Below are 25,659 nucleotides of genomic sequence, written 5' to 3' on the forward strand. Positions count from 1 at the left end.
TCCTGCCGAATGCCCGCGCAGCGGCACGGCGTGCAGGTTGATGGGTAGCCGTCAATTCTGTGGGGCCAAGTCCGCGAGTGCGCCCCCGATCATCTCGCGCAACCAAATCCGCCGGTTCCACCTCGAAGGTCGCGGTCTGCTCCATGGCGCTGCACAACTTTCGTGTCACCGTGGCCAAGGCGGCTCCGAAAGTCGCCGATAACACCGAAATAGCAACCGACGCGGCCGTCACAGTGACGTAACTCGCTGCCATGGCGGGCAAGGTCTGCCAACTCCGCGACCTTGGCCGTCACGGTCGCACTCGCCGCGATGTCCAGCGCCTTCGCCACGCCCGGTTCAGGTCCGCCATATGCGGGCGTCTATGCCGCGACCAATTGCTCGTGCGAATGTCCTAGCAGACTCCACTCATATCCTTGATCGCACCGGTCACCGTGCCGCAGCCGGATCCCTTCCCTTGGATCAGGGCACTCGCTGCCGTGCCGCGTTCGCCGATGCTCTCCGGATACTCCCGATTCCCAGCCATGGGAGTTGCGAGAGCCAGGAATCCCATTGTCTTGCAATAGACTTCAGTCAACGGGGCCGATAGCCCAGCGAAGGTAATCTCCCAGGACGGTCGATTGTCCGACTGCGCGATCGGCAATTTCACTATCCGTACACGGGAGTGAAAGAAGGAGGTATCTCGTGGAGCATCTTGCCGAACCCGCCCGACAGGAGCGGCGCAGTTGATGGTAAGTAGTCCGGCGATATAGAAATCGACCACGGGTGGTCTGGTGCAATGCTACCCGTGGTCGTTCACGCAGGTGGACAGAGCAAGAGATTTGCCGTTGCCTGTATCGATAGGACATTTCCGGGAGCAACCCTTCTGGTCCGCGGCGGGATTGGATGCCACCCGGCTATCTTGGAAACCGGCGTGTGATTCTTCGGTGACCTCATCGATCTTCTGCTCGGCGGACATCCGACATCGGAATCCGCTGGACTCACGCCCATCTGATTTGCCGTGATCTCGTGTCGGTACGGACTCCGACTCTGCCATCGACACCTAGCGACGGGACACCCATATGCCAACGACAGTCACCGGGATCGACGATGTCACGGCCAGCTCGAGTTCCGGATACGGAACCGAGCCTGCTATCGCGACGCTGACCGAAGGCGCGCTGTTGATGCGGCTGATCCTGCTGCGCACTCTCATCGCCGAAACCACGTCGCGGCCGGAAATTGCCGACGCCGCAGGACTTTCCCTTGCCTACCAGACGCTGGCCGAATTGCAACGATCCCATCCGGCCGAGGTCGCTACGCTGTTGTCGTACCCGCACGTCGGTCCGTGGCTCGCCCAGGTCCTGCAGCGCCTCCATGCCGAGCCCGACGACGCGCCGACCCCACTGTGGGCCGACTGTGGCTACCTGGGCTGGCTCGCCGCGGCAGGCGCCATCGCCTGTTTGCCCGAAGGTTCCATCAACCTCGTAGTGCGGAACGGCGTGGTGATGTTGCCCGGGATCGGCAGGGCCGAGCTCGGCCCTGCCGAGGACAACGGGCACTGCGAACTGCACTGGACACGGGACGGCGCGCTGCGCTTCACCCGGGGAACCAGCACAGTTCTGGTCCCGTCCCAGGATGACGAGTCCGATCCCGCCTGGCTGCCGCTGCGGCGATTGCGGGGGGCGGATGCGGAACGGGAGGTGTTCCTCGACGACCTGGACCCGTTCCGATACTTGCTGGACGGTCAGCAGCCACCCCGGCTCACGACCGCCCAAGCCGGCACATGGCAACAGGATTTCGCGGCGGCCTGGGAACTACTGCGCCGAGACTTCGACCGGTACCTCGTGCCGATGCGCAGTTGCTTGCAGTCTTTGGCGCCGCTGAGTGCACAACCACTCGCGGCGAGCACGAGCCACACCGCATTCAACGGAGTCGGCTGCGTCTATACCACGGCCCCCGCGGACCCATGCCAGCTGGCGCTCACGCTGATCCATGAGGTCCAGCACACGAAGTTCACGCTGCTGACCGATCAGATCGTGCTGTTCGATCCCGACTCGGTGTGCCGCTTCTACGCGCCGTGGCGCGACGACCCGCGTCCGATCATGGGCCTGCTGCACGGGATCTACGCATTCTTCGGAGTCACCGACTTCTGGCGAATACATCGTCACGCCGACTGCCACCGATCGATGGAAGCGAATGTCGATTTCGAATTGTGGCGTCTACAGGTGGAAGGTGCCGTGGCGCAGGCATCGACCTCGAGTCTGCTCACGGAGGCGGGTTCGCAATTCCTGAACGCGCTCAGCGCTGAAATGCGCCCGTGGGGAGAGGAGGACGTGCCCACGGCGGTCAGGGTCGCCGCGTCCGAGATGGCGATAGCGCATCGGACGTTTTGGCAGGTGCGGAACCTGACACCGGACGTCGCCGGCATCGCCGAGCTGGCCGTGCGCTGGATCGCGCGGGCGCCACGGCCCGACGGCCTGCCGCCCGCGGATCAGGTGGACCAGAGCACCGTGCCGAACGATCATCGCCGCCTGCACCTTCCAGCGCAGCTGAAGCTGCTGGACCACGCCGCGGCCGAAGCTCTGTCGATCCCCGAGCAGCCGCGCGGCGACCGGGCCTATCTGGCGGGTGACATGGCTGCGGCGGTCGCGCTGTACACCGAGGAACTGCGCGTCGACCCGCTCCGGCCACAGTTGTGGGCGGGCTTGGCGCTGGCGTTGCCGAAGCTCCACCCGGACGATGACTTCAGCGTTCTCGATGACAGGGCCGAGGTCGCCGCCCACCTGTGCCAGGTGCTGCTGGCGGATGCCGAAGGTGTCGAGATCGTCGATCTGGTGCGGTGGTTGTCGAGGTATCCGCGCACTCATGGGTAGATCGGGAATCCACGCCAACCGGAACTTCCTGCTGCTGTGGTCCGGAAACGCGACATCGCTGGTGGGCTTCCACGGCGTCCGAATCGCCTATCCGATGCTGGTTCTCGCGGTGACCGGCTCGCCCGCCGCGGCGGGATGGGTCGGTTTCGCGTTGAACCTGCCGAGTCTGATCTTCCAGATCCTGGCAGGCATCGTCGCGGACTATTCCAACCGGATCCGGACCCTGGTGATATGCCAGATCACCGGGTTGATCGCGGCCTGCCTGGCTGCCGGAGCGGTCGCTGCCGAGCTCTCGAGCCTCGCGCTGATAGTCGGTGTCACGGCGTTCATCGAGGGCAGTGTCTACGTCTTCGTCGGCCTCAGTGAGCTGGGCGCGATCCGCGACGTGGTGTCGCATGCACAGCGACCCGCCGCGTTCTCGTTCCTCGAGGCCGAGCAACCGATCGCCATCCTGGTCGGACGGGCCGCAGGTGCGGCGGTCTACGGCGTGGCCCGTTGGCTGCCGTTCATCGCCGACGCCGTGTCGTATCTCTACTGCCTCGTCGCACTGTTGCTGATCCGTCCGGACTCGACAGCACCGCGGAAAGCCGCCGAGCCCGAGCGTCATTCGGTCCGGCGTACGATCGCCGATGGCTTCCGTGTCGTTTGGACCGAACCTTTCCTGCGGACGTCGACGGCGATGATCGGACTGTCGAATATCGTCATTCAGCTCGTCTTGCTGCTGATACTGGTGGAACTGAAGAACGGCGGCGGTCCCGCGTGGACCGTCGGCGTGGTGCTCGGCGCCGCGGGCGTCGGCGGAGTAGTCGGCGCCGCCGCGGCAGCACGGCTCACCACTCGCTTCCCTCCTCGGAGTGTCTATCGGGGCGCGCTGTGGGCATGGACGGCGCTGCTCGTTCCGATGGCGCTCAGCGTCGAACCGTTTGTGCTGGCCGCGTGTTGGTGTGGCATCGGCGGCGTGGGGGTCGTCAGCAACGTCGCGTTGACGATATCCCGGCTCGATGTGATCCCCGAACAGACGCTCGGTCGCGCGGTCGCGACGATGGCACTGTTCTGCGACGGCGCGGTCGCGCTCGGCGCGCTCGGGGCGGGCTATCTGTTGTCCACAGTTGGCGCCGTCGCCACGCGATGGTTGGCACTCACGGCCATGTTCACACTCGCCGCATACGCAAGTACTCGCACCACCCGCTCTCGCGATCTACCGCTTGCGCTGACATCACCCGATTCCTGAGGCGCGAGCCTGCTCGTCCCAGCGGGGCAACAGTGCCGCGCTCGGGCAGCGCGATCATGATGAATTTCTGCTGTCTGCCCTCCATACCGGCAGCCCGCCACGGTGGCGGACACCGACTTCCGGGGTTGTGTCGCAGGCCTCGGCCTACGACACAGCACGGCCTCGGCGCTGCTCGTGTATCTGGCCGTCGCATGTTCCGTCGGCGCCTTCCTGCTCTACAACTACGGCCTGCGCCGGATGGCCTCGAGCGTCGCGGTGAACATCCTCAACCTGGTGCCGGTGTTCGGTGTGCTCGGCGCCGTGGTGATCAATGCGGAGACGGTCCGGCCGGCGCAAGTCTTCGGTGGGGTCATCATCATCGCCGGGGTGACACTCGGATCGGTCGAGCACCGCTCGCCCGCCGGGAAAGTCGCAGTTCCCCGAACCGACCCGGCCACCGAGTGCGTGCGAACGAGTTCGTCCTGCAGGGTTGCGGTCGAGTCGTCGTCGGATTCGGCCCCGTCAGTGATCGACGAGAGGATGCGCCTGAATCGGTAGGGGAGTGGGCTTCAAGATCACGATCGCGTCCTGCTCGGTCGACTGTGCCCGAATGTCCGTGGCTCCCTGCCTCGTCGGACCTCGACGCCGAGCTACCGAGTGAACCGAGCGATGTCCTCGGCAACGCGCTCTGGTGCTTCGAAGGGGAACGCGTGACCGAGCCCGGGGTAGATCAGCAATTTCGAATTGTTGATGTAGCGATGTAGCACGATGGAGTTGGCGGCGGGTTCTTGCTCGTCGTTCTCCGCGCCCAAGATGAGGGTGGGCAGCTGCAGGGCCGGCAAGCTGCTGATGACGTTGGTGGCGGGGTTGATGAGCCAGTCGGTCATCGCGGCGCGTTGACGGTTGAGGCCGGTGAGGTTCGTCCCGATCCTGTTGAGGCGCAACCCTGTTCGTCGACGCCACGCTGACAGAGCGTCGGGGTGGCCGCTGAAATACAGTGGAATGACCTGGTCGGCAGGCGCAAGCGGGTCGAACGCGGGCAGGCCTCGGACCAGACTGGGCAGATCGGGCAGCACCTGCTGTGTTCCGCCGGGGCCGGTTCCCATCAGGACCAGGGCGCCGACGTCATCGGGATGGTCCACGGCCATGCGTTGCGCGACGAATCCGCCGAGGGAGAAGCCCACCACGGTGGGGCGGTCCAGGTGGAGTGCCTGGATGAGGGCTGAAGCCTGATCGGAGAGCTGAGGGACAGTCGAGATGGCCGAATAGCCGGCCGGGGTTCGTCCCACGCCGTCGGAGTCGAAGATGACGACGTGATTGGTCATGGCGAGGCGGTCGAGCAGTGCCGGATCCCAGTCGTCCATGCTGAGTCCGAGACATGGGGTCAGCAGCAAGGTTGGTCCGTTTCCGAAGCTGCGGTAGGCGATCGGCAGCCCCGCGACGGTGACGACGTGGGTGGGTGCCGTCAGCGACGGCGACCGGTCGAAGTGATCGGCCGTTGTCGACTCGATGTCGGTATGGGCAGGCGGGCGGGCCGTAGGGGCGGCGTCAGCGGCGGTGGGCGCGACCAGCAGCATGCTGGTTGCCAGTGCGGCCACGACGGCCGAGGCGGGCGCCGAGCGTCGCGAGACGGGTCGCCCACGGTGGGGCATCGGCCCGCTGCCGGGTGTTGCCGGAGTTGGCTGCAGTGGATGGTGGGCGGACATGCGGGCTCCTTGCGGTTGCGGGATGGACTGTGTGGATGTGCTGTGATGGGCGTAGGCGTGCTGTTCGGACATACGTCTACTGCCTCTTCGGGTCTGAATGGGCGTCCCCGCGTATAGGAGATGCCGGGGGCCCGAAAGGATTCACAGCTGTCATCTGCCAAGAGGCGAAGCGGCGACCACGAGATCGTCACCGATACACCGCGTCATCGGCGACAATCCGAGTCGGCCGGCGTACTCCGGTGCGACACCTGCGAGGCAAGGGCAATTTCGTCGCGCTGCTTCTCACATTCGATGCGCCACGTTCTGCGACATTCTGCCGGTTATGAGCAGCGCGGCGCGGCCGCGCCAGGACAGCGTCCCAGATTGCCTGGGCTGGGTGCGCGTCGTATTGACAATTCCCTGATCCCACGGGTGAGTCTTTACGCCCGAGTTCGGAAAACGACGGCGCACCCCCTCGAACGCACTGAGATGCCGCCGGTCGATCGATTGACTCGGTGATCGGCTGTGGCGCAGGACATCCGCTCGAGTAACCGATTCCAGTGCGTCTCGAGCCGAGCTTTAGTTCCGGCTCGTGGACCGAGTCGCCTTCACGGCCGAGGTGGGGGATCGAGGTATGCGATCGTGGCTATCTGCACGAACGATCGGATCAGGGGGTTGGTGTCACCCTCGTTCCAGGCGACCACCACTCTGCTCGGTGCCATGTCGTTCAGTGGGACCGTGCCCAGTCCCTCTGGCACACTGTGCCCGAGCGGGGTGATGCCGACGGTGCCGTTCCAGAGCACGGCCTGCACACATTCCTGAACGACCCGCACTACCGGACCTCCGCGTGTCCGGCCTCCGTTCCAATATGTCTGCCAGGTGGCATCGGTACCGTCGGGGAACTGGAACCAGCGGCGGCCGGCCAGGTCGGCCAGCGTCAGGTGGTCGCGGCGGGCCAGTGGATCGTCGGCGCGCAAGACGGCCCCGACCGGGTCGGCACGCAGTTCATGCACGGTCAGGGCGGTGTCGTCGAACGGGGCCCGGGTCACGGCGACGTCGACCAGGCCCGCCCGCAGTCCGCAGGTGGGGTCGGTGAGATCGGTGTCGCGGATGCGGATGTCGACCTCGGGATGCTTGTGGCGGTAGGCCGCGGCAAGCCTGGTGACACCGGGGTCGGTGCCGTCCCCCAGGATGCCGACGGTGAGATTCGCGGTTCCGGCCGCGGCGGCGACCCGCACGGTGGCGCGCTCGGCCTGATCGAGCAGGGCGCGCGCCTCGTCGAGCAGCACCGTCCCGACCCGAGTGAGGCCGACACCGGTGGGCGACCTGTCGAACAGGGCCGCACCGACTTCCGACTCCAGTTGCCGGATGGCGCGGCTCAGCGGCGGCTGGCTCATGTGCAGCCGGGCGGCGGCGCGACCGAAATGGCGTTCCTCGGCAACAGCTACGAAGTAGCGCAGCATACGCAGCTCCACGCTGGCACGATACCCGTCCGGTATCGGCATCGCAGAACAGGTCTTGGACGCGCACGACAACTCGGCGGTGCAATCGAAACATGTCAGACGACAAAAACAACTCCGGCACAACCGTTTCGGTGGTGGGCCCGGGCGAGGGAGAGCTGATCATCCTGGGCGCCACGCGAATGCGCGTCCTCGAGGACGGCAGCAACACCGCGCACCGCCTCGGACTCGCCGAATCCATCATTCCCCCACACACTCCCGGACCACCGCAGCACCGGCACGCCCAGCACGACGAAGGGTTCTACATCATCTCCGGCGCGCTGCGGTTCACCGTCGGCAACACCGACTACGACGTGACAGCGGGCACGCTGGTGATGGTCCCGCCTGGCGCCCCGCACACCTTCGCCAACATCACCGATCGACCAGCCGTCATGCTCAGCACCTTCACCCCCGACCTGTACGTGCAGTACTTCCGCGACCTCCAGGACATGGCCGCCGACAGCCGGGGACTGACACCGCAGGTGAACATCGAGGTGATGAGCCGCTACGCCACCGAGCCCGCCACCGACTTCGCCTGAACCCCGGGTGCGCCCGCGGCCCGGGGCGGCGCAGTCGGAGTGCCGGTGCCGCGGTTCTCCATGGCCGCGCGGCGGGTGTACTTCTGGCCCGGACGATGGGCGCGGCGCTGGTCCGCACGGCGGCAAGCCGGGATCCGGGGGGCCTGTGCTGGTGAGCAACCTGCTTCGGCTGATCAACTTACGGGCCGTGGCCATATCACGCTGATGCCGGGCTGGCACCGGCCCGATCGCCCGTCTCGGACTCCAGGATCGGTTGCGCGAGGTCATCGAGTGCATCGCGTATCCCGCGGGCGAACACCTCCACGTCCGGGCAGTTGTCCTGGTCCGCGGCGGCAGTGAAGTTGAGCTGGCCGGCGTACGACAGGGCGGCGACGACAAGTGGCAGGTTGCCCATGGGCGGCAGCACCGGAAACACCTCCAACAGCGGCGCGCCGGCGAGATACAGCCGCATCGGCGGACCCGGGACGTTGCTCACGACCAGGTTCACTGACCGCTGTCGCGGAAACAGCCGGTACCAGAGGCGCTGGCCGGCAACGAATCTGAAGATTCCGCTGCCCGCCTCGGGGCGAGGCTTGTCCCTCCGTGCGCTTGTCTCTGCGGCGATCGATGTGAGCCGGCACAACGAGTCCGGCTCACCGACCGGCAGCGGCACCATCATCCATCCGGGCGTGTTGCCTTGCGCTTCCCCGGGACGCGCTTCGTGGTGGGAGATCGTTACCATCGCGCGCTGGACGAGCCCGTGGACATCCTCGCCGCGGCTTGCCAGCAGTCGGCGCAGGCCACCGGCAACCGCGGTCAGCACGACGTCGTTGACGGTGGCGTGATGGTCATGGGCGACATGTTTGATGGCGTCGAGGCGGCCGCGGACGATGGCCAGTCGGCGCTCGGCGCCTACAGGGTGGTTGAGGCTGGTTCGTGGGGCGGGCTTTTCTGTAAGCACCTCCCGCCAGGCCGGCAACGCACGGCGCGCGAGACGCAGTGTTCTGCTCGGATGGACAAGACCCGACCACCCGAGCCGTAGTTGGTGTCGGCGGCCTCGCAGGTTGTCGCGGAGCAGTTCACCGGTGGACGGGGCGGGTGTCGGACTCCACGGCGGTGCAGACCCGACCGGCGCGTCGGCGGTCCGGTCGAGCAGCGCCCCGAAGGCGGCCATCGCGGCCGGGCCATCGGCGAGGACGTGATGCAGCTTCAAGAACGCGCCGACCCGTTGTTCCGGCAGGCCGGGTAGCAGCCACAGCTCCCACAGCGGCCGGTCGGGATCGAACGGTCGCCGGGCCAGTTGCTGGCATATCTGCAACAACTGGTCCTGGTCGCCGGGCGCGGGAAGCGCATGGACGTGAATGTGCTCAGCGAGGTCGAAGTAGGGCGCGTCGATCCACAGCGGCCAGCCAAGCCCGAGCCGCGGCCGGCGCAGCAGTTGCCTGAAGCGAGGCACCGAATGCACTCTCGGCTCGAGGTGTCGCCGGACTGCGTCGAGCCGGACGCTGCCGTCCACGTCGAGCAGGCTAGTGCCGTCGAGGATGGCGAGCCCGCCGATGTCGGTGGACCAGCCGTAGTCCTCCCAGAGCAGCAGGAACAGGTCCGAAGCGGTCACCCGTTGCAGCAGACGGGTCTCGGTCATGACTACACGCTCTTCGGAACGTGACTCCGGTAGACCACACGCATGACCTTGTGGCCGAGGTCGGCGGTCGGTTCGAACATCAGCGGGCAGCCTCCATCGATCACAGTGATGCCGTGCCCACGCCCATAGTCCGTGGCCGTGTCGCTGACGCTGCCCACGCCGTAAGACCGATGCATCCATACGTGTTTGATCCCAAGTTCGACGCACTCGCGCATCGCGCTGTCGGCCTTGTCGGGCGCGGTGGCGATGACGACGGCGTCGACCCCTCCGGGGATGCTCTTCAAGTCGTGATAGCTGCGCTCGCCCTCGACCTCGTCGGTATTGGGATTGACCGCGAACACCTCGTACCCGCGGTCGCGCAGACGCTTGTAAACGACGTTGGATCCGTGCTCCTTGGGTTTCCGCGATACACCCGTCACCGCGATTCGCTTGTTCGCGAGGAACGCAGAAGCCGCTTCCTTTATCGTCGGCATCATCCACCTCCAGTCACTGCCCGCAATACCTACGCCGGCGCGGTGATCCGGTCTTCGTCGAGTCGGGAGTCTTTCGTTCGACTTCGATCGAGTAATCCGCGGCGAGCGCTCCGATTGCGGCCACCGTGAGTACCCCTCTTTTCTTCACATCGTCGTCTTCGGGACTACCTCGCGGCAGGGCCGAAGGTCCATCGCTCACCGAGCCGAACCGCCTTACTGCCCACACCCGATTCGCGACCCGTTGAGTGGTCCGGACCCGAGGCGACCGTCGCCGCCATCGAGGCGCCCGCATGCCCTCCGTGCCCATCCTCTACTCCCAGCTGCGCCGCGGGCGTGCATTATCGGCACTGTTTCGCCGTCCCGGTCGGTCCGACCGCGGGTGCCGCCAGGGGCCGGCCTGTGCGTTCGTCATCCGCTCGACCGGCACCCGGTAGCGCACCCTACTTCGGTGCCTGGAAGCCGCCGATCTTCTGCTCGAGCAGTTCGGCCAGCCGCAGCGGGGTGCGGTCCTCGAACATCGGACCGATGAGCTGCACTCCCACCGGCAGGCCCTCGGGTGAGCGGCCCGCGGGTATGGCGGTGGCGGGCAGGCCGGGCATGGTGGCCATACCGGCCCAGACGAGCTGGTCGAAGTACGGGTACTCGACGCCGTCGATGTCGATGTGCCGGTCCTCCAGACCTCCGTCGTGGTCGTGCGGGAACGCGGGAGTAGGCGTGATGGGGCACACCACGGCATCGAACTCGGCGAACAGCTGCCGCCAGCCGTGGCGGTGGAGTTCGCGACGGTTGTTCGCCTCGACCCAGTCGCGGTGGCTGAGCACCATGCCGCGAAGCCGCGCCGCATCGAGGCTCCGGTCGTCCGCGCTCAGTGCGGCGGCTTGGGTCCGCAGCTGTCGGTACACGTCGAGGGGAAGACCCGCGGCGGCGTTCGACAGCATCAGTTGCATATAAAGCGTCGCCGCTTCGATCGGATCGGGCAGCAGCGGGCTGTGCCGTTCGACGCGGGCGCCCTCGTCGACGAGGGCCTCGGCGACCCGGTTCACGCCCGCCCGCACCGCCGATCCGGTCGGAATGAGCGGATGTTCCTCGATGATCAGGGCACGGAAGTCGGCCAGCCGTTCGTGGCGCGCGGGCGGCAGTGCGACGTCGTAGGCGACGCCGTAGGTCAGCGGGTCCGGTCCGGCCATAACGTCGAGCAGGAGCGTGAGGTCGCGGGCGGTGCGCGCCATCGGACCGACAACAGCGAGGTCGAGATCGACCGGCAATGCCGGCGCCGGCGGCGCGACCATACCGCGGGACGCCACCAGTCCGAGTGTCGGCTTGTGCGCGTAGATGCCGCAGAAATGCGCGGGGGTGCGCAGCGAACCGGCGAGGTCGGAGCCGATGGACAGCGCGCCGAATCCGGACGCCAGGGCCGCCGCGGAACCGCCGGACGACCCACCCGACGTGCGGCTGTGGTTCCACGGGTTGTTGGTGGTTCCGTAGATCGCGTTGAAGCTTTGGATATCTCGCAGCGTCAACGGCACATTGGTCTTTCCGAGCAGCACCGCGCCTGCGGCCTTCAGCCGCGACACCTGTACCGCGTCCTCGGCAGGCACATAATCCTTGTACTGCGGCATGCCCCAGGTCGTGGGCAGTCCGGCGATGTTGTAGGACTCCTTGACCGTCACCGGAATACCGAGCAGCGGCCGATCCTCGCCGCGGGCGCGCGCCTGGTCGGCAGCGCGTGCGGCGGCCCGCGCATTATCGAAATCCGGTACGCAGATCGCGTTGATCGCCTTGTCGTCGCGCTCGATACGCGCGATCGCCTCGTCGGTCAGTTCCACCGATGTCACTTCACCGGCATGCAAGGCGGCCGCGAGTTCTTCCGCCGACTGAAAACTCCAATTCATGAATCCGACGCTATCGGCCTGCCGGAGAGGACATAAAATGCCGTTTCGCGCAATGGAAAGTCGAGCGGACCACCCGCGCCGGTGAAGTCATGCGCTCGTGCTGCGATCACCGGACATTCCACCCCAGGTCACAGCGTCGGCAGCGGGCCAACTCCATGAGCGCGGGGCATAAGAATGCCGCGCCGGGCAACGGGATATATGTCTCATATGCTCATCCGCGGTCAACGCGTTCGTAATCACTTCCGCCGACCTCTGGCTTAACGCACAAACCGACTGAGAGAAACCGCCGGAAAACACCGATACCGAGATTGGCCCGAGCGTCGCCGCGCCCAGGAAGAGCCCGGATCAGGCCCCTTCCGGTGATTCGGCCGTGCCGAGGCGGCGGATAAGGGCGCGGAGTTGAGTGCGATAGTACTCCTCGAATTCCGGTGAGCCGGGAGTCTTTCCGGTGGCTCGCAGGGCGGCCTCGGGGAGCATCAGGGGCGCCAAAACCATGCTCATGACGGCCATGCGGACGAACGCGGGATCCAGCTCCGGGGCTATCTGGCCGCGCTCCTTTGCTCGGCGGAGGTTGGCCAGATCGGTGTCGATGACCGTGGCGTCGTCGATGTAGTCGGATTCGGTGCCGCCCCCGGTCAAGCCGCGCCAGATGACCAGGCGGGCCGGGCGTGGGTCCGCCAGCGCGGCGGTGAGGTAACGGGCGGCGGTCTCGTCGAGGGGGAGTGCCGGATCGGCACGCTCGGCCTCGGCCTCCGGCCAGTGCCGTTGAATCTCTTGATAAAGGTTTTCCTTGCCGCCGAAGTAGTAGGCGATGAGCTGTTTGTTCACCCCCGCGCGAGCGGCGATGTCCTGGACCCGCGCACCGTCGAAGCCCTTTGCGGAGAACTCATCCAGGGCCGCATCCAGCAGAGCCTGACGGGAGCGCTCCGCGTCGCGGCGGCGCTCGTCCGCGCTGGGGGCGCGGCGCGGACGGCGGGCCGGGCCTTCGGGCGTCGGATCCGTGCTGCGGGCCATGCGAACAGGTTACCGGTTCGGGTGACTGGTTCAACCAGTCGGATGCATTGTCATCCAATTGGTTGACAGAGTTTCCCGCGTGGATGACACTGCGAAGGTGACTGCTTCCAACGTTTCCGACGGCGTGACCACCGGGCTGAGCCCGCAGGCACGTCGGGCCGTGGTCGTCGTATTGGTCGGCGCGGTGCTCGCCTTCCTCGACGCCACGATCGTCAATGTCGCTCTGCACTCCCTGGCTACGGCCCTGGACGCGTCGCTGGACGCCATCCAGTGGGTCGTCACGGCTTATCTCCTGGTGCAGGTGGCGGTGCTGCCCGCCAGCGGCTGGGCTGCCCGCAAGATCGGGCCCAAGCGGCTCTATATGAGCACGCTCGGCCTGTTCACCGTCGCCTCGATCGCCTGCGGACTCGCGGACTCGGTGGGTACCCTGATCGTCGCCCGCGTCGCGCAGGGATTCGGTGCGGGGCTGATGATTCCCGTCGGGCAGTTGATCCTGATCGCCAGCGCTGGGCAGCGCGGCATGGCGCGAGCCATGGTGGCGGCGGGACTGCCGATGGTGCTCACACCCGTCATCGGGCCGACCATCGGCGGACTGTTGTTGCAATACGCGGGCTGGCAGTGGATCTTCCTGATCAACGTGCCATTCGGCGTGCTGGGCCTGGTGCTGGCGTGGCGACTGCTCCAGCCCGGCGAGCCGACCGAAGCCGCGGGTTCGTTGGATGTCGTTGGACTGGCGTTGATTTCACTCGGAACAGTGGGCGTCACTTTCGGATCGGCTCGCGCCGGAGTCCGGAATGTGACCGATCCGCAGGTGCTGGTTCCGGTCTTGGCCGGCGTCGCCGTCATCGGCCTTTTCGTCGTGCACGCGACGCGATCCGCGCATCCTGTTCTCGATCTGCGGCTGTGGCGGGATCCGCTGTTCCGTGCTGGTGCGGTCACGACGCTGGTGCTGGGCGCGGTGACCTTCGGGGCGATGGTGCTGCTGCCTCTGTATTTTCAGGTGATCCGAGATCAGGATGCCGCGCACACCGGAATGCTGCTGGCCCCGCAAGGGCTGGGCGCGGCCGTAGCCATGGGGCTGTCGGCACCCATGGTCGAGCGGCTCGGCGGGCTCACCAGCGTGATCGGTGCGGTGATCGGTGTCGTCGCCACGGTGCCGTTTCTGTTCGTCACCGGCGACACGCCGTATTGGCTGCTGGCCGCCGCGATGATCGTGCGTGGGCTCGGCATCGGACTGGCCGCGACACCTGCCATGACGGTGGCGCTGCGCAACCTCGGCCCGGCTCAGATGGCGGACGCCACACCTCAGCTCAACATCATGCAGCGCATCGGCGGATCCATCGGCACGGCCGTGTTCGTGGTGATCCTGCAGCAGGGGCTGAGAGACAGCGGGATCCAGCACTCGGAGCAGGCGGAGGCGTTCGCGACCACTTTCACCTGGGTGCTGGGAGCCGCACTGGTCGCCATTATTCCCGCGGCCGCGTTGGCCGCACGGGGCGGACGCGTCGACGCGGCCGATGACTCTCTCGGCAACTGAAGCAGACGCCGACGGGGCAGCGGTTTTCGTCCCTCAGGCGCGCGTTGCCCCCGATCGTTGCTCGGTGACGCGGCCCACCTCACCCCGCCGTTCATCGGTCAGGGGATGGGCGCGGGACTAACATCGACTGCCCGGTCTCGCCCGTGTGATATCCAGCGGCGAGATACCACCACTGCGCCGCTCGGCGCTGGAGGCCGCTCCACTGCTACGGCGCGGCTCGGCAGGGCGTCTGTTGCCCAACGATCGCCTCGGGGACGGGCGCCGCCTCGACGAGGTCACGGATAGACCTGCGCCACTGAGCATGACGATGCCACCGGAACTATGGATCAGGGACTAGCTGCGGCTGCGGCTGCGGGGGCAGGGGGTGGGAGACGAGCTTCTGCGCCGAACGCTTGTTCATGCCGAACATGCGCAGCACATGGAAGGTCATCTCGTCGGTCAACGCGCCCGCATCGGCCCCGGGTTGGGCGTCCAGGAGTTGCAGCAGGCCCAGCAGCGCGCCGCCTGCGGCCATGACGGCCATGTCCGGGTCCATCGGCTCGAACCGGCCCGCCTCCTGGGCGGCGATGATGTCGCGGCGGGCACGCGGGGCCAGGCCCTCGTCCCGAAGCAGCACCGGCATGCCGGAATTCAGCAGCACCCGCACTATCTCCGGCGCCTGCCGCTGGAGACGGCCGGTCATCCGGAAACTCACCGCGAATACCTCGGCCGGGTCGTCGTACAGCTTCACGATCTCGTCGCGCATCTCGCTGTAGACCTGCAACACCGAGCGGACGGCTTCGTCGAACAGCTCTTCCTTGGAGGTGAAGTGGTTGTAGAACGAGCCGAATCCCACGTCGGCGGCGTCGGTGATCTCTTGGATGCTCACCGCCGAACGTCCTTCCGCCAGGAACTTCCGTGCTGCGCCCAGCAGTGCATTGCGGGTGCGTTCCCGGCGGCGGTCGATGCGATTGCGCACCACGGGGTCGGCGGACATGGATCCCTCTTCCATCGGCGAATGTCACCGTAATCGTATCTGATGGCTCCATCAGATACGATTACAGTGGTGACGGTCTCCCGGCGGTGGTCCATGCGCCGAACGCCAAGTGTCCTGGATGCGCTCGCCCGGCGTGGCTCGCTATGGATGCCCGCGGTGCGCTCGATCCGCCGTTTCGCTCGGATCGACGACGACGGCCTGCTGAAACTCGCTTACCTCAGCGTCTTCAGTGCCGCCGCGTCGTACGGCTTCAGCTCGTCGATCCGCCCCGCCAGGACCTTGGACGCCCACTCCGGGTCCTGGAGCAGGGCGCGACCGACGGCGACCAAGTCGAATTCTTCGCGCTCCAGGCGATCGAGGAGGTTGTCGAGGCTGCCGAGTTCGGCGCCCTCGCCGGTGAAGGCACGGAGGAAGTCGCCGTCCAGGCCGACCGAGCCGACGGTGATGGTGGGCTTGCCGGTGAGCTTCTTGGTCCAGCCTGCCAGGTTCAGGTCCGAGCCGTCGAACTCCGGGAGCCAGTAGCGACGGGTGGAGGCGTGGAAGGCGTCTACGCCGGCTGCGGCGAGCGGAGCCAGGATCGCTTCCAGCTCCTGCGGCGTCTCGGCGAGCCGTGCATCGTAGGCCTCCTGCTTCCACTGCGAGTAACGGAAGATCACCGGGAAGCCGGGCGAGACGGCCGCACGAACAGCGGCCACGATCTCGGCGGCGAACGTTGTCCGGGCCACGATGCCGCCGCCGTAGGCATCATCACGGCGGTTCGTTCGCGCCCACAGGAACTGGTCGAGGAGATAGCCGTGAGCGCCGTGCAGTTCGACGCCGTCGAAGCCGATGCGCTCGGCGTCCGCCGCGGCCTCGGCGAAGGCGCCGATGACGTCGTCCAGGTCACCCTGGGTCATCGCCTTACCGAGACCCTCGGTGCCGTCGACGCGAATACCGGAGGGGCCGACGGCGGGCGCATCGGGGTAGGGCGCGTCCCCCTGGTTGCGGACCATGCCGATGTGCCACAGCTGCGGCACGATGGTGCCGCCTGCCGCGTGAACGTCCTCGGCGACCTTCGCCCACCCCGCCAACTGCTCTTCACCGTGGAAGCGCGGCACACGGTCACTCTGCCCAGCGGACTCGTGGCCGACGTAGGTGCCCTCGGTGACGATCAGGCCCACGCCTGCGGCGGCGCGGCGGGCGTAGTACGACCGCACATCGTCACCGGGAACGCCGCCGGGGGAGAACATGCGCGTCATCGGCGCCATCACGATGCGATTCGGGACGGTCAGGCCGTTCAGCGCGACGGGCCGGGAGAGGATCTCGGCTGTGCGCGAGGCGTCGGACGCGGTGACGATCACTGGGTACTCCTCGTTGGTACGACTTCGATGGTTGAGAACTTCAAGCAATGGCCACACACGGTAAGGGTAAATATTTGAGATAGTCAAGTTTCTCCGGATAGGCTGGTCGCCATGGCAGAAGCTCCCCGCGTCGACACGGCCCAGTTGATGGAGCTGCTCTCGGTGTCGCTCGGCGTCTACTACGGCGACTTCACCGTCGCGGCGGCGAGCGAGAACTTGACGGCGAGCCAGGGCAAGGCGCTGACCGTGCTGCGCCGAGGGCCCGTCGCGATGCGCGCCTTGGCCGAGACCTTGGCCTGCGACGCCTCCAACGTCACCGGGATCATCAACCGGCTGGAGAAGCGTGGCCTCGTGCGCCGAGAGGCCAGCGAAGCCGACCGGCGCGTCACCAATCTCGTCATCACGCCCGAGGGCGAACGGATAACCGACACGATCCGGGCGAAAATGCGCGCCACCCAGGACGGCCTGAACAGGCTCAGCGACCAGGACCGCGACTGTCTGTACGAACTGTTGGAACGGGTTTTCGTCTCCCGGCTCGTCACCCGAGCGGACTCGCCTGCATCGGTCGCAGGTCGATAAGCGCCGGCACACCGACCCGAAGAGCTGTTCCAGGCCAACGACCGACGTTGTCTGGAAATGCGACGAGCACGCCCCTCCAAGCACTACCGACGCCGCGGCGCTGCGCACCGACGGCCACGCCGGTCGGATCCAGCTCGGGTGGGGTGCTGAGTCCGGGCCGGTCAGGGTATGCGCTTCGGAGGACTGCGGGCACGTATGGACGGAACGTAATCGGGCGGCGGTCTCCGCCTCCTTTGGATGTAGACGCTCCCCCAGAGGCCTCTGGGGGAGCGTGCATCAAGCGGAGCCGCGATTCACAGGACATCGAATCTCGGATGGATGCTCAGACGAGGTGGAGGTAAGTGTCGCCACTGAACACCGAGCTGTAGATGTCCCAGCCACCACTGATCTTCTTTCCACCCGCACCGGCCGTCCACGTCGCCGTGCCGTCTCGCCACCCGTCGTGGCGATACCAGTGCAGATCCCCGTTCGGCTTGATGCCGTAGATCGCGCCGTCGTAGCCGCTGAACACTTTGTCGTAGCTGTCCCAGCCGCCACTGATCCGGTTGCCGCCCGCACCGGCGGTCCACCTGGCGGTGCCGTCCTGCCACCCGTCGTGGCGGTACCACTGCAGGTCACCGTTCGGCTTGATGCCGTAGACCACGCCTCGGCCGATGCTGAAGACCGTGCGGTAGATGTCCCAGCCGCCACTGATCCTGTTACCGCCCGCACCGGCGGTCCAGAAGGCGCCGCCGTCCTGCCACCCGTCGTGGCGGTACCACTGGAGATCGCCGTCCGGCTTGATGCCGTAGATGACGCCGCTGTCGCGGCCGCTGAACACCGTGCTGTAGATGTCCCAGCCGCCACTGATCCTCTTCCCGCCCTCACCTGCTGTCCAAAAGGCTCCGCCGTTCTGGACACCGTCGTGGCGATACCACTGCAGATCGCCATCGGGCTTGATGCCATATAACGCAGTGCCGACAACCCTGGTCATTTCTGTTCCTACCTTTTGTCGCGAGTGATACTGATGTCGTCCCCGACATTTCGGCCGCTCGGCCGAACTCCTGGCGATAATTTCAGGACGCTGGATCGCGGACACCAGTAGTCGACTACTCGTTTCGGGGCGTAGCTGATGAATTGCCCTGCAGGGTGCGCGAGAGCGTCGCGGCGGCTCGGCTCCCTGGATCGGCCGCCGGGAAATGTCAGCTCGAGGCGAGCGCGTCAGCCAGCGGTCGGCGCCCGAGGCGGGATGATCGCCGTGGACACGTGGTCGCTCGGGACTCTGGCAGCGTGCACCTCGGCCGATAGGGCGACGAGGTAAGACCGTCGGCGCGGCTAGCGGCGCCCGGGTCACGGTGGTCGATCATGCACGCTGGATTGCCGAGGCCGGGCCCGGCGAACACGCCGTCGGGCCCGGCCGTTTACATCAGCGTCCCGCCGCACCAGGACATAGGATGGGCGCCGGGCGAGTATCTTGGTTCAGGAACCCGGCTCAGCCTGGGGTTCGAATTTCGCAACGAGCCAGACTCTCTTGATTTCCCCTTCGGGATTTTCGAAGTACGGCTTCACTTCATCCTTGTCGTCCAGGAAACCGCTGATGGTCACCAGGTATTCGGTGCCGTCGACGCGGACGATGTCGTTCTCGTGGACGACCGGCGGTCTCACCACATCGGGGACGTCGCCCGGCGAGTTGGGCGTCTCGTCGTGGCGGAAACGCAGGGTGAACGTATGGTCGAATCCCTCGTCCTGGAAGTCGACGGTGACCTTCAAGAAAACCGAGAACTGACTGTGTGGCAAATGAATTCGACGGTTGTAGTGTGTGAATATGCCGAGCCGGAAGTTCTGGCCGTCGAGGCGCGCGTCGACATCGGTGAGGCCGGTGAAGTCGTAGCCGCTCTTCTCCTCGTCTTGGCTGCCGCCCCATCGGATACTCGACTTGATGCCCGCGCTCGACCTGACTCCGGGCTGTCGCAAACCCTCGAACTGCGACTCGTCCACGCTGACGCGCGTCCAAACACCTCTGGTGTCCACTTTTCCCATGACAGACATGCCCCCTTGTTTCCGGACCGATCGGCGAACTGCCTATCTACCGTGAGACACATCATCCCCCACAGAGCGCAATCTGTCATCGAAATCGGTTGTGCGACAAAGGTAATTGGGTCGAGCTACTACTCGAAGATCTTCGCTGGACCCCATGCCCGCCGAAGACGGTGAAGGCAGGTTGGTGCGCGGAACGTAGACGCATTGGGTCTCATCGCAAGGAACTACGGATCGGTTGCGTGGCCCGGCGTCGTGATATGTCGGCGGCGGCATGGTGCGCGACGCGTTGTGCCGCTACGGGATTCCAGGAGTCGCGGGGTGCGGGCCGACGCAGCCGAGTATGAAACAACCCGGCGGCCAATTCGCGAACGGTGCGGACATGGGTTTACCCAGGCAGGACAGCGGGTTGCAACCTGGGTAGGCCATCGGGCCGATGCCGAGTGCGGCGAGTGTCGCGTCCGGGTTCGAGATCATCGGATCGGACAGTTGGACATCGGATTGCTGCTCGTAGGGCGCCGCTGCGGGTATGCGAGGTTCCCGGAAGGCGGCGCCGACCGCGCGCAGGACATCGTGCGGGAAGCTCAACGCGCTCCCCGGCACCGTGACACCGGTCCAACTGACCATCAATCCGAGGCTCGGCACCACGAAATTGTCCTGGCGCATCATTCCCGACATCTGCATCGCATCCGGCGGCAGTCCAGGAAAGTAGTTGCCGCAGTCCGGCCCGTTCACCACGAACAGGAAGCCATAGCATGGGTTCGTCGGGGCGGGCCGGCCTGCCTGCGCGAGATATTCCGCGGAAATGATCTGGTGACCGCCCCACTGGCCGCGATTGGTGAGCAGCAGTCCGAGCTTGGCGAAGTCGTCCGGTGGTAGCAGTAGATGCGCGTAACCGTAGGTGTTTCCACTGCGGTCCCGTCCCCAGAAGTAGTCGGTCGGCGGAATTCCCAACGGATCGAAGAGCTTTCGTTGCGCGTACGTCTGAAAGTCCTCATCGACCGCACGCTGGATGACGTACACGAGCAGATCGACAGCGCGCTGACTGTAGCGCCACTCGGTGCCCTGCTGTTGATCGATCGGCATCGCCAGCGCCTGCGCCACCACATTCGGGTCGATTTGCGCCAACCCGGTGATGCCCTCCGAGGCCACCGCTACCCGCATGCCGCTGGATTCGATGAGCAGATTCCGCACCGTGATCGCGCGATGTCCGGCATCACCGAGCTCGGGTGGCAGATAGGCGCCGATCGGGTCATCGAGCCGCAGCCGCCGCTCGTCGACCGCGATCCCGGCTACCATCGAAACCACGCTCTTGGTGCTACTCCATAGATTCCACGGCACACCGGCGGCCCGCGCGGTGTTCGGGCCGGTCGCGATCAGGCAATTGTTCCGAAAGATCTGTAGCGTCGTGCGGGTCGAATCCGCCGCGAGCGCCACCGCCTGGCGCAGCGCGGGCGAATCGAGTCCGACCTCCTCCGGGGTCGCTGTTTCCGGTACTCGTCCACTGCTGACCGCGCAATGCCTCAGCCCGTCCGGTTCGGCATGCGCCATCACCGGCGAACCGATCCCGAACACCGACATTGCCGCCGTAATAGCGACCACCGCAACACTTCTCATAGCTCGACCCACGCCGGCCTCCGCTCTCGACGAACTCCACCTGGCTCATCGCCCCCACCTCACCCCCGGTTACGACCCTGAGCGCCCCTACTTGTAGGGGCGGCCCCGCACCGGCCCGCATCCGCTGGTGGTCGCGGTTGCGGCGAATCATGTTGAAATTCGGCCGACACCGCAGGGCCGCGTCGGCGACTCTCGCCGGAGATGGGCATTGTCACCGAGGATGCGTCGGTCATTCGGCCGGCACGGTATCCGGCTCGATCCCAGTGGATCGCAGAGCGGCCACCTCGGCACGTAATGCTCTGATCTCTGCGACGAGTTCGGTGATCTCCCGATCGGTACTCTCCACATTCGCCTCGACGCTCTTCAGCTGATCCATCACCCAGCTGGTGGTGGTGCCGATTGCGAAACTGATCAGGCCGATGCCCAGGGTCATGAGGATCAGCGAGATCAAACGGCCTTCGGTGGTCACCGGATACACATCGCCGTAGCCGACGGTGGTCACCGACACCATCGACCACCACAGCGCGTCACCGAAATTGTGGATCTTGCTGTCGGCCGCCCCGTACTCGGCGTCGAAGAATGCCAGACTGCACAGCAGCAGAAGCAGTAGCGAACTAGTTCCTACGAATACCGCGAGCCTGGCTCTGGTCGTCGTGTTCCGGTTCAGGGTGCCGATCACGAGCATGGCCGCCCGCAACAGCCGCAGGGGGCGAAGCGGCGGCAACACCACGATCAACAGGTCGACCGGGTGGGTACGCAGGAATCGCAACCGGTTCCCGGACAGCGCCAACCGCACAGCGAAATCCAGCGCGAACGCCGCCCAGATCAGCACGTCGACCCGGGTGAGCCAGGCGTCCAGGCGAGGCGATGCCCCGGTATCGAGTACTTGCCAGGCATAGACGCAGAGAAACGCGACGGCCAGCACCATCAAGGGGATGCCGGTCGTCCGCTCCCAGGACTCTCTGCGGGTGCACTCGGAATGTGTTTCGGTCATCGGACTACCTGTGTCGCTGCGCAGCGGTGTCGGCGACACCGCGGGTTCGGCCGCCGAGTCCCGAAAGAGACCGGCCGTTCTCCAGCCGATTCTCACACGGAACCCAGGTCACCGTGCCTACCCCGGTCGTCATTCCAGCGACGAGTCGGCCGGCGCCATCCGCGACGGCCGCGGCTGGCGCGGATGGCGGTGATCGAGCCGCGCATATTTTCTTGCGCGGCGCTGAGCTGGGAGTTCGGTGAGCGGCTCAGGGCTTCGCCGAAAACAAGTCTGTTTGTTCAAGAATTGTCTCGGCATCCTGGCACGGCGATCCAGGGAAGGGAGATCCGACGATGACAATGCCGTCGCACGCGGCCGTGCCACTGCATCTGGCCGGGAACAACGCGCCGGTCACCGAGGAATGCACCGTGGAACCAGCGGAGGTGATCGGAGAAATACCCGCAGACTTGAACGGAATGTTCGTGCGTAATGGTCCCAACCCGCGGACCGGTTGGTCACCGCACTACTTCGCCGGGGACGGCATGGTCCACGCGGTCGCCTTGACGGAAGGACGCGCGCGCTGGTATCGCAACCGCTACGTGCGCACCCCGCTCTACCACCACCCGGGCCGGTCGCGCTTCGAACTCGGCTTCGACCCGGCGACCGCGACGATGGATTACCGGGTCACCACGGCCAACACTCACGTCGTCAGCCACGCGGGCCGACTTCTGGCGCTCGAGGAAGGCGGCTTCCCCTACCAGCTCACGCCGGAGCTGGAGACCGTCGGACCGTTCACCTTCGACGGCGCGCTGCGGACGCCGATGACCGCGCACCCCAAGATCTGTCCGGAATCCGGCGAGTTGCTGTTCTTCGGTTACCGACTGCGCCCGCCGTATCTGACCTACCACCGTGTGTCACCCTCCGGCGAGCTGCTCCGGACCCAGCCGATCGAACTTCCGCGCGCCACGATGATGCACGACTTCGCCGTGACCCGGCACCATGTGGTCTTCATGGACCTGCCGGTCGTGTTCGACCAGGTCACCGCAGCGTGGCGCTGGGACGACGGACATCACGCGCGGTTCGGCGTGATGGCCCGCGCCGGTGGCCCGGTCCGCTGGTTCGACATCGAACCCTGCTATGTGTGGCACACCCTCAACGCCTTCGAGGCCGACGGCGCCATCACCCTCACCGGTACGCGGGTGGCAGCATTGTGGCGGGACGGCAGCGACGATATCGACGGCGGGCTGCCCCGCCTGCACCAGTGGCGCCTGATGCTTGCCGAGGGCACCGTCACCGAACAGCAGGTGGACGACGCGGTGGTCGAGTATCCGCGCGTCGCCGACAGCACGGTCGGGCTCCACCACCGCTTCGGTTACCTGGTCAGCTTCTCGCTCGAAGCCGAACCGAGCCACTCCCGCATCTACCGCTACGACTTCGCCGACGGCGCCTCACGGCGCACTCACCGACTGCCGGAAGGGCGTACCTGTGGCGAGGCCGTGTTCGTCCCGCGCCCCCAGGCGACGGACGAAAACGACGGATACCTGATGAGTTTCGCCCACGATCGTATTCACGGAAACGGCTACCTTCTGATTCTGGACGCCGCCGACCTCGACAGCCCTCCCATCGCCGAAGTCCACCTGCCCGTCCGAATCCCCACCGGCTTCCACGGCAGTTGGATACCCTCTTGACTCCATCTCCAGCTGTTGCGCCGACCGCCCGCGCGGTCTCCTCCAATCCGAGTGTCGAGGCAGCGCGGCGCGCAGGTGTGCGGCCGATGCCGCTGTGTCCGGGGCCGCCGTCGCGGACGGCGCGGAGCGTTCGATGCTCTACTGACCCGACAACGAGGATGAGGCTCCCCGACGCCGATCTCGCGGCGTCGCGGTCACCGCAGGTGCTGGCCGAAGAACGCGAATACCCTCTGCCACGCATCCGCGGCGACTTTCTCGTTCTCGCCGAACCCGAAGATGCGCGCCACCGCCTGCCCGGGAGTGCGGTCGGCGAAGCTGTGACCCGCGTCGGGGTAGGTCTTGACGTCGTGTGGAATCTTCTTTTGGGTCAACACTTCTTCGAGGCGCGGGCCGCTACCCCGGTTCATCGGATCGCGTCGGCCGAAGCTGGCGACTATGGGGCACGCGCCCTCGACGATTTCGGCGTACTTGCTCTGCAGGGGCGGTGGATAGAACGGCGCCGATGCGCCGAAGCCCTTCGTAGAGGCGACGAGGGCGAACCCGCCGCCCGAGCAGAATCCGGCGATGCCGACTGCACCGGTGCAGTCGGACCTTTCTGCCAGGCATTTTCGTGCCGCCGCGATGTCGTCGAAGGTGGGGCCTTCATAGGCCATGAGATCGTTGAACATCGAGCGCATACAGCGGATCATCCCGCCGCGGGAGTACAGGTTGGGCACGATCGCCAGATAGCCGTTGCCGGCGATGCGACGCGCGATCTCCCGGTGGGGGCCGCGGAGCCCGAGGGCGTCGTGGATGACGACCACGCCAGGCCAGGGTCCTTCGCCGGACGGGATTTCGAGCACCGCGTCGATGGTTCCGTTGAGCGTCTCGATGCTGATATCTGTCATGGCGCTCTGACTTCCTTCGGTGGGTCGGGGCGAGTTTGTCGGGACGTCGAGCGGTGGACATCCACACGGCCAGCTGAATACAGTGTCGGGTCTGCTGCGCAAACTCCGATTATCCCAGTTCAGGAGCCTTTTCCAGGTAACAACCATCGATGACCGCGATATCGGGCGGTCGGGGGCTGGGAGGTCCGGCCGCCGAGAGATCTTTCCGGTAGCGCGGGATGGGCAAATCGCCGGGGCGCGGAGACCTGGCGCTGGATTTCGGCGATGCGATCGCTCACGGCGTCAGGACGATGCGACCGAAAACCTCTCCGGCGTCCATCTTCCGATGCGCCAGCGCGGCCTGCTCCAGCGGCAGCAATTCGTGCACTACCGCATCCAGTTCCCCGCGAGCCGCGGCGGCGAACTGCTCGGCTCGGATCGCTCGCTGGGCGGTGTGGTCGATGGTGTCGGCGCTGAAGGTTGCGAAGGAGAGCGACTTCTGGAACGCCGTCATCATCGTCATACCGAAATCGGCCGGTGGATAGCCCGCGACGATCCCCACGACCACCATGCGGCCGTTCGGCGCGAGTTTGCCGAGGAACGACGGGACGGCGGCGCCGGCGACGATGTCCATGATGACGTCGTAGTCCGCGCCACCGGTCCCGGCGCGGTCCAACACCTGGGTGGCGCCGAGGGCGCGGAGTCGATCGCCTCTCTCCCGCGAGGAGGTCGTGACCGCGACCGCGGCGGCGCCGGCACGAGCGGCGAGCTGCACGGCCGAGATTCCGATACTGCCCCCCGCTCCGCGCACCAGCACCGACTCGCCTGCGGCGAAGCGGGCGTGAGCGAGACCGAAGTGCGCCACGACTCCGGAGCTGCCCAGGGTGACCGCCGCGGCCGGAGACAGGTGCTCGGGCAGCGCGAGGATCTGCTCGACGGCGGCGACGGCATGTTCGACGTATCCGCCGCCGACCCCGGTGAACGCCCACACCCGCCGCCCCACCCACGAGCGGTCGACACCCGCGCCGACCGCGGTCACGACCCCGGCGACCTCGCTGCCGGGGATGTGCCCTTCCCGGAAGCCGTAACCGCCGAGGGTGCCGCGCCGGATCACCGCGTCCACTCCACCGACGCCGATCGCCTCCGTGGTGACGAGCACCTGTCCTGCGGCGGGCGACGGGATGCGAATGTCGGCCACTGCCATGCCGTCAGGGCTTCCGAAGGTCCGGATCTCGATGGCTTTCACTGGCTCTCCTCGTCTCCCGTCATCCCCCCGAGCCGACGC

The 25,659-nt window shown here is 66.4% G+C and carries 21 protein-coding genes; 7 read left to right on the plus strand and 14 right to left on the minus strand.

What is annotated here, in order from left to right:
* The first annotated feature begins 1,058 nt into the window (after positions 1-1,058).
* From ACIA5H_RS11065 to ACIA5H_RS11075, 3 genes are all read left to right on the plus strand, one after another.
* Positions 1,059-2,849, plus strand: coding sequence for an HEXXH motif domain-containing protein (locus tag ACIA5H_RS11065; RefSeq protein WP_397075539.1), 1,791 nt, complete (start codon positions 1,059-1,061; stop codon positions 2,847-2,849).
* Entirely contained in the window at positions 2,842-4,080 is a 1,239-nt protein-coding gene (locus ACIA5H_RS11070) for an MFS transporter (RefSeq protein ID WP_397075541.1), read from the plus strand. The genes ACIA5H_RS11065 and ACIA5H_RS11070 overlap by 8 nt, the downstream gene beginning before the upstream one ends.
* A gap of 102 nt (positions 4,081-4,182) precedes the next feature.
* Positions 4,183-4,617: a DMT family transporter gene (locus tag ACIA5H_RS11075; RefSeq protein WP_397075543.1), complete on the plus strand. Its 435-nt coding sequence runs from the start codon at positions 4,183-4,185 to the stop codon at positions 4,615-4,617.
* A gap of 92 nt (positions 4,618-4,709) precedes the next feature.
* On the opposite strand, the gene ACIA5H_RS11080 is transcribed toward ACIA5H_RS11075, so the two are convergent.
* Positions 4,710-5,765: an alpha/beta fold hydrolase gene (locus ACIA5H_RS11080; protein WP_397075545.1), complete on the minus strand. Its 1,056-nt coding sequence runs from the start codon at positions 5,763-5,765 to the stop codon at positions 4,710-4,712.
* Between the two features lie 587 nt (positions 5,766-6,352).
* Complete coding sequence (locus ACIA5H_RS11085) at positions 6,353-7,219, minus strand: LysR substrate-binding domain-containing protein (protein ID WP_397075547.1); 867 nt, start codon at positions 7,217-7,219, stop codon at positions 6,353-6,355.
* An 80-nt stretch (positions 7,220-7,299) separates the two neighbouring features.
* Here ACIA5H_RS11085 and ACIA5H_RS11090 point away from each other — a divergent pair, with 80 nt between their 5' ends.
* Positions 7,300-7,782 (plus strand): cupin domain-containing protein, encoded by a 483-nt coding sequence (locus ACIA5H_RS11090; RefSeq protein WP_397075549.1) that lies wholly within the window; start codon positions 7,300-7,302, stop codon positions 7,780-7,782.
* Positions 7,783-7,978: 196 nt separating this feature from the next.
* Here ACIA5H_RS11090 and ACIA5H_RS11095 read toward each other — a convergent pair whose 3' ends face one another.
* The 4 genes from ACIA5H_RS11095 to ACIA5H_RS11110 form a co-directional block, all read right to left on the minus strand.
* Complete coding sequence (locus tag ACIA5H_RS11095; RefSeq protein WP_397075551.1) at positions 7,979-9,403, minus strand: wax ester/triacylglycerol synthase family O-acyltransferase; 1,425 nt, start codon at positions 9,401-9,403, stop codon at positions 7,979-7,981.
* A gap of 2 nt (positions 9,404-9,405) precedes the next feature.
* The gene (locus tag ACIA5H_RS11100; protein ID WP_397075553.1) at positions 9,406-9,879 is read right to left on the minus strand and encodes a CoA-binding protein; all 474 of its coding nucleotides are present in this window, start codon (positions 9,877-9,879) and stop codon (positions 9,406-9,408) included.
* 437 nt (positions 9,880-10,316) lie between these two features.
* On the minus strand, positions 10,317-11,768 hold the full coding sequence (locus ACIA5H_RS11105; protein WP_397075555.1) for an amidase: 1,452 nt from the start codon (positions 11,766-11,768) through the stop codon (positions 10,317-10,319).
* A gap of 345 nt (positions 11,769-12,113) precedes the next feature.
* A complete protein-coding gene (locus ACIA5H_RS11110) occupies positions 12,114-12,782 on the minus strand; it encodes a TetR/AcrR family transcriptional regulator (protein ID WP_379253465.1) in 669 nt (222 codons plus the stop codon).
* Between the two features lie 97 nt (positions 12,783-12,879).
* Here ACIA5H_RS11110 and ACIA5H_RS11115 point away from each other — a divergent pair, with 97 nt between their 5' ends.
* Complete coding sequence (locus ACIA5H_RS11115; protein WP_397075558.1) at positions 12,880-14,319, plus strand: MDR family MFS transporter; 1,440 nt, start codon at positions 12,880-12,882, stop codon at positions 14,317-14,319.
* A 319-nt stretch (positions 14,320-14,638) separates the two neighbouring features.
* Here the strand turns inward: ACIA5H_RS11115 and ACIA5H_RS11120 are convergent, their stop codons facing one another.
* Both ACIA5H_RS11120 and ACIA5H_RS11125 read right to left on the minus strand, forming a co-directional pair.
* Complete coding sequence (locus ACIA5H_RS11120; RefSeq protein WP_355074313.1) at positions 14,639-15,295, minus strand: helix-turn-helix domain-containing protein; 657 nt, start codon at positions 15,293-15,295, stop codon at positions 14,639-14,641.
* Between the two features lie 212 nt (positions 15,296-15,507).
* Positions 15,508-16,635, minus strand: a complete 1,128-nt coding sequence (locus ACIA5H_RS11125) for an NADH:flavin oxidoreductase (RefSeq protein WP_379253467.1) — start codon at positions 16,633-16,635, stop codon at positions 15,508-15,510.
* 111 nt (positions 16,636-16,746) lie between these two features.
* On the opposite strand from ACIA5H_RS11125, the gene ACIA5H_RS11130 reads away from it, so the two are divergent.
* On the plus strand, positions 16,747-17,214 hold the full coding sequence (locus tag ACIA5H_RS11130) for a MarR family winged helix-turn-helix transcriptional regulator (protein ID WP_379253468.1): 468 nt from the start codon (positions 16,747-16,749) through the stop codon (positions 17,212-17,214).
* 322 nt (positions 17,215-17,536) lie between these two features.
* Here ACIA5H_RS11130 and ACIA5H_RS11135 read toward each other — a convergent pair whose 3' ends face one another.
* The 4 genes from ACIA5H_RS11135 to ACIA5H_RS11150 form a co-directional block, all read right to left on the minus strand.
* Entirely contained in the window at positions 17,537-18,187 is a 651-nt protein-coding gene (locus ACIA5H_RS11135) for a tachylectin-related carbohydrate-binding protein (protein WP_397075562.1), read from the minus strand.
* Positions 18,188-18,672: 485 nt separating this feature from the next.
* A complete protein-coding gene (locus tag ACIA5H_RS11140) occupies positions 18,673-19,233 on the minus strand; it encodes a choice-of-anchor K domain-containing protein (protein WP_397075564.1) in 561 nt (186 codons plus the stop codon).
* A 294-nt stretch (positions 19,234-19,527) separates the two neighbouring features.
* A complete protein-coding gene (locus tag ACIA5H_RS11145) occupies positions 19,528-20,847 on the minus strand; it encodes a serine hydrolase domain-containing protein (RefSeq protein ID WP_397075566.1) in 1,320 nt (439 codons plus the stop codon).
* Between the two features lie 229 nt (positions 20,848-21,076).
* Entirely contained in the window at positions 21,077-21,841 is a 765-nt protein-coding gene (locus ACIA5H_RS11150) for a potassium channel family protein (RefSeq protein ID WP_379253473.1), read from the minus strand.
* A 332-nt stretch (positions 21,842-22,173) separates the two neighbouring features.
* Between ACIA5H_RS11150 and ACIA5H_RS11155 the strand changes: the two genes are divergently transcribed.
* The gene (locus tag ACIA5H_RS11155; protein WP_397075569.1) at positions 22,174-23,508 is read left to right on the plus strand and encodes a carotenoid oxygenase family protein; all 1,335 of its coding nucleotides are present in this window, start codon (positions 22,174-22,176) and stop codon (positions 23,506-23,508) included.
* A gap of 194 nt (positions 23,509-23,702) precedes the next feature.
* Here the strand turns inward: ACIA5H_RS11155 and ACIA5H_RS11160 are convergent, their stop codons facing one another.
* Both ACIA5H_RS11160 and ACIA5H_RS11165 read right to left on the minus strand, forming a co-directional pair.
* Positions 23,703-24,395, minus strand: a complete 693-nt coding sequence (locus ACIA5H_RS11160; protein ID WP_397076030.1) for a dienelactone hydrolase family protein — start codon at positions 24,393-24,395, stop codon at positions 23,703-23,705.
* Between the two features lie 274 nt (positions 24,396-24,669).
* Positions 24,670-25,620, minus strand: a complete 951-nt coding sequence (locus ACIA5H_RS11165; RefSeq protein ID WP_379253475.1) for a zinc-binding dehydrogenase — start codon at positions 25,618-25,620, stop codon at positions 24,670-24,672.
* Between the last annotated feature and the right edge of the window lie 39 nt (positions 25,621-25,659).

This window comes from Nocardia sp. NPDC051900 (genome assembly GCF_044452545.1).
In the GTDB taxonomy this organism is placed as follows: Bacteria; Actinomycetota; Actinomycetes; order Mycobacteriales; family Mycobacteriaceae; genus Nocardia; species Nocardia sichangensis.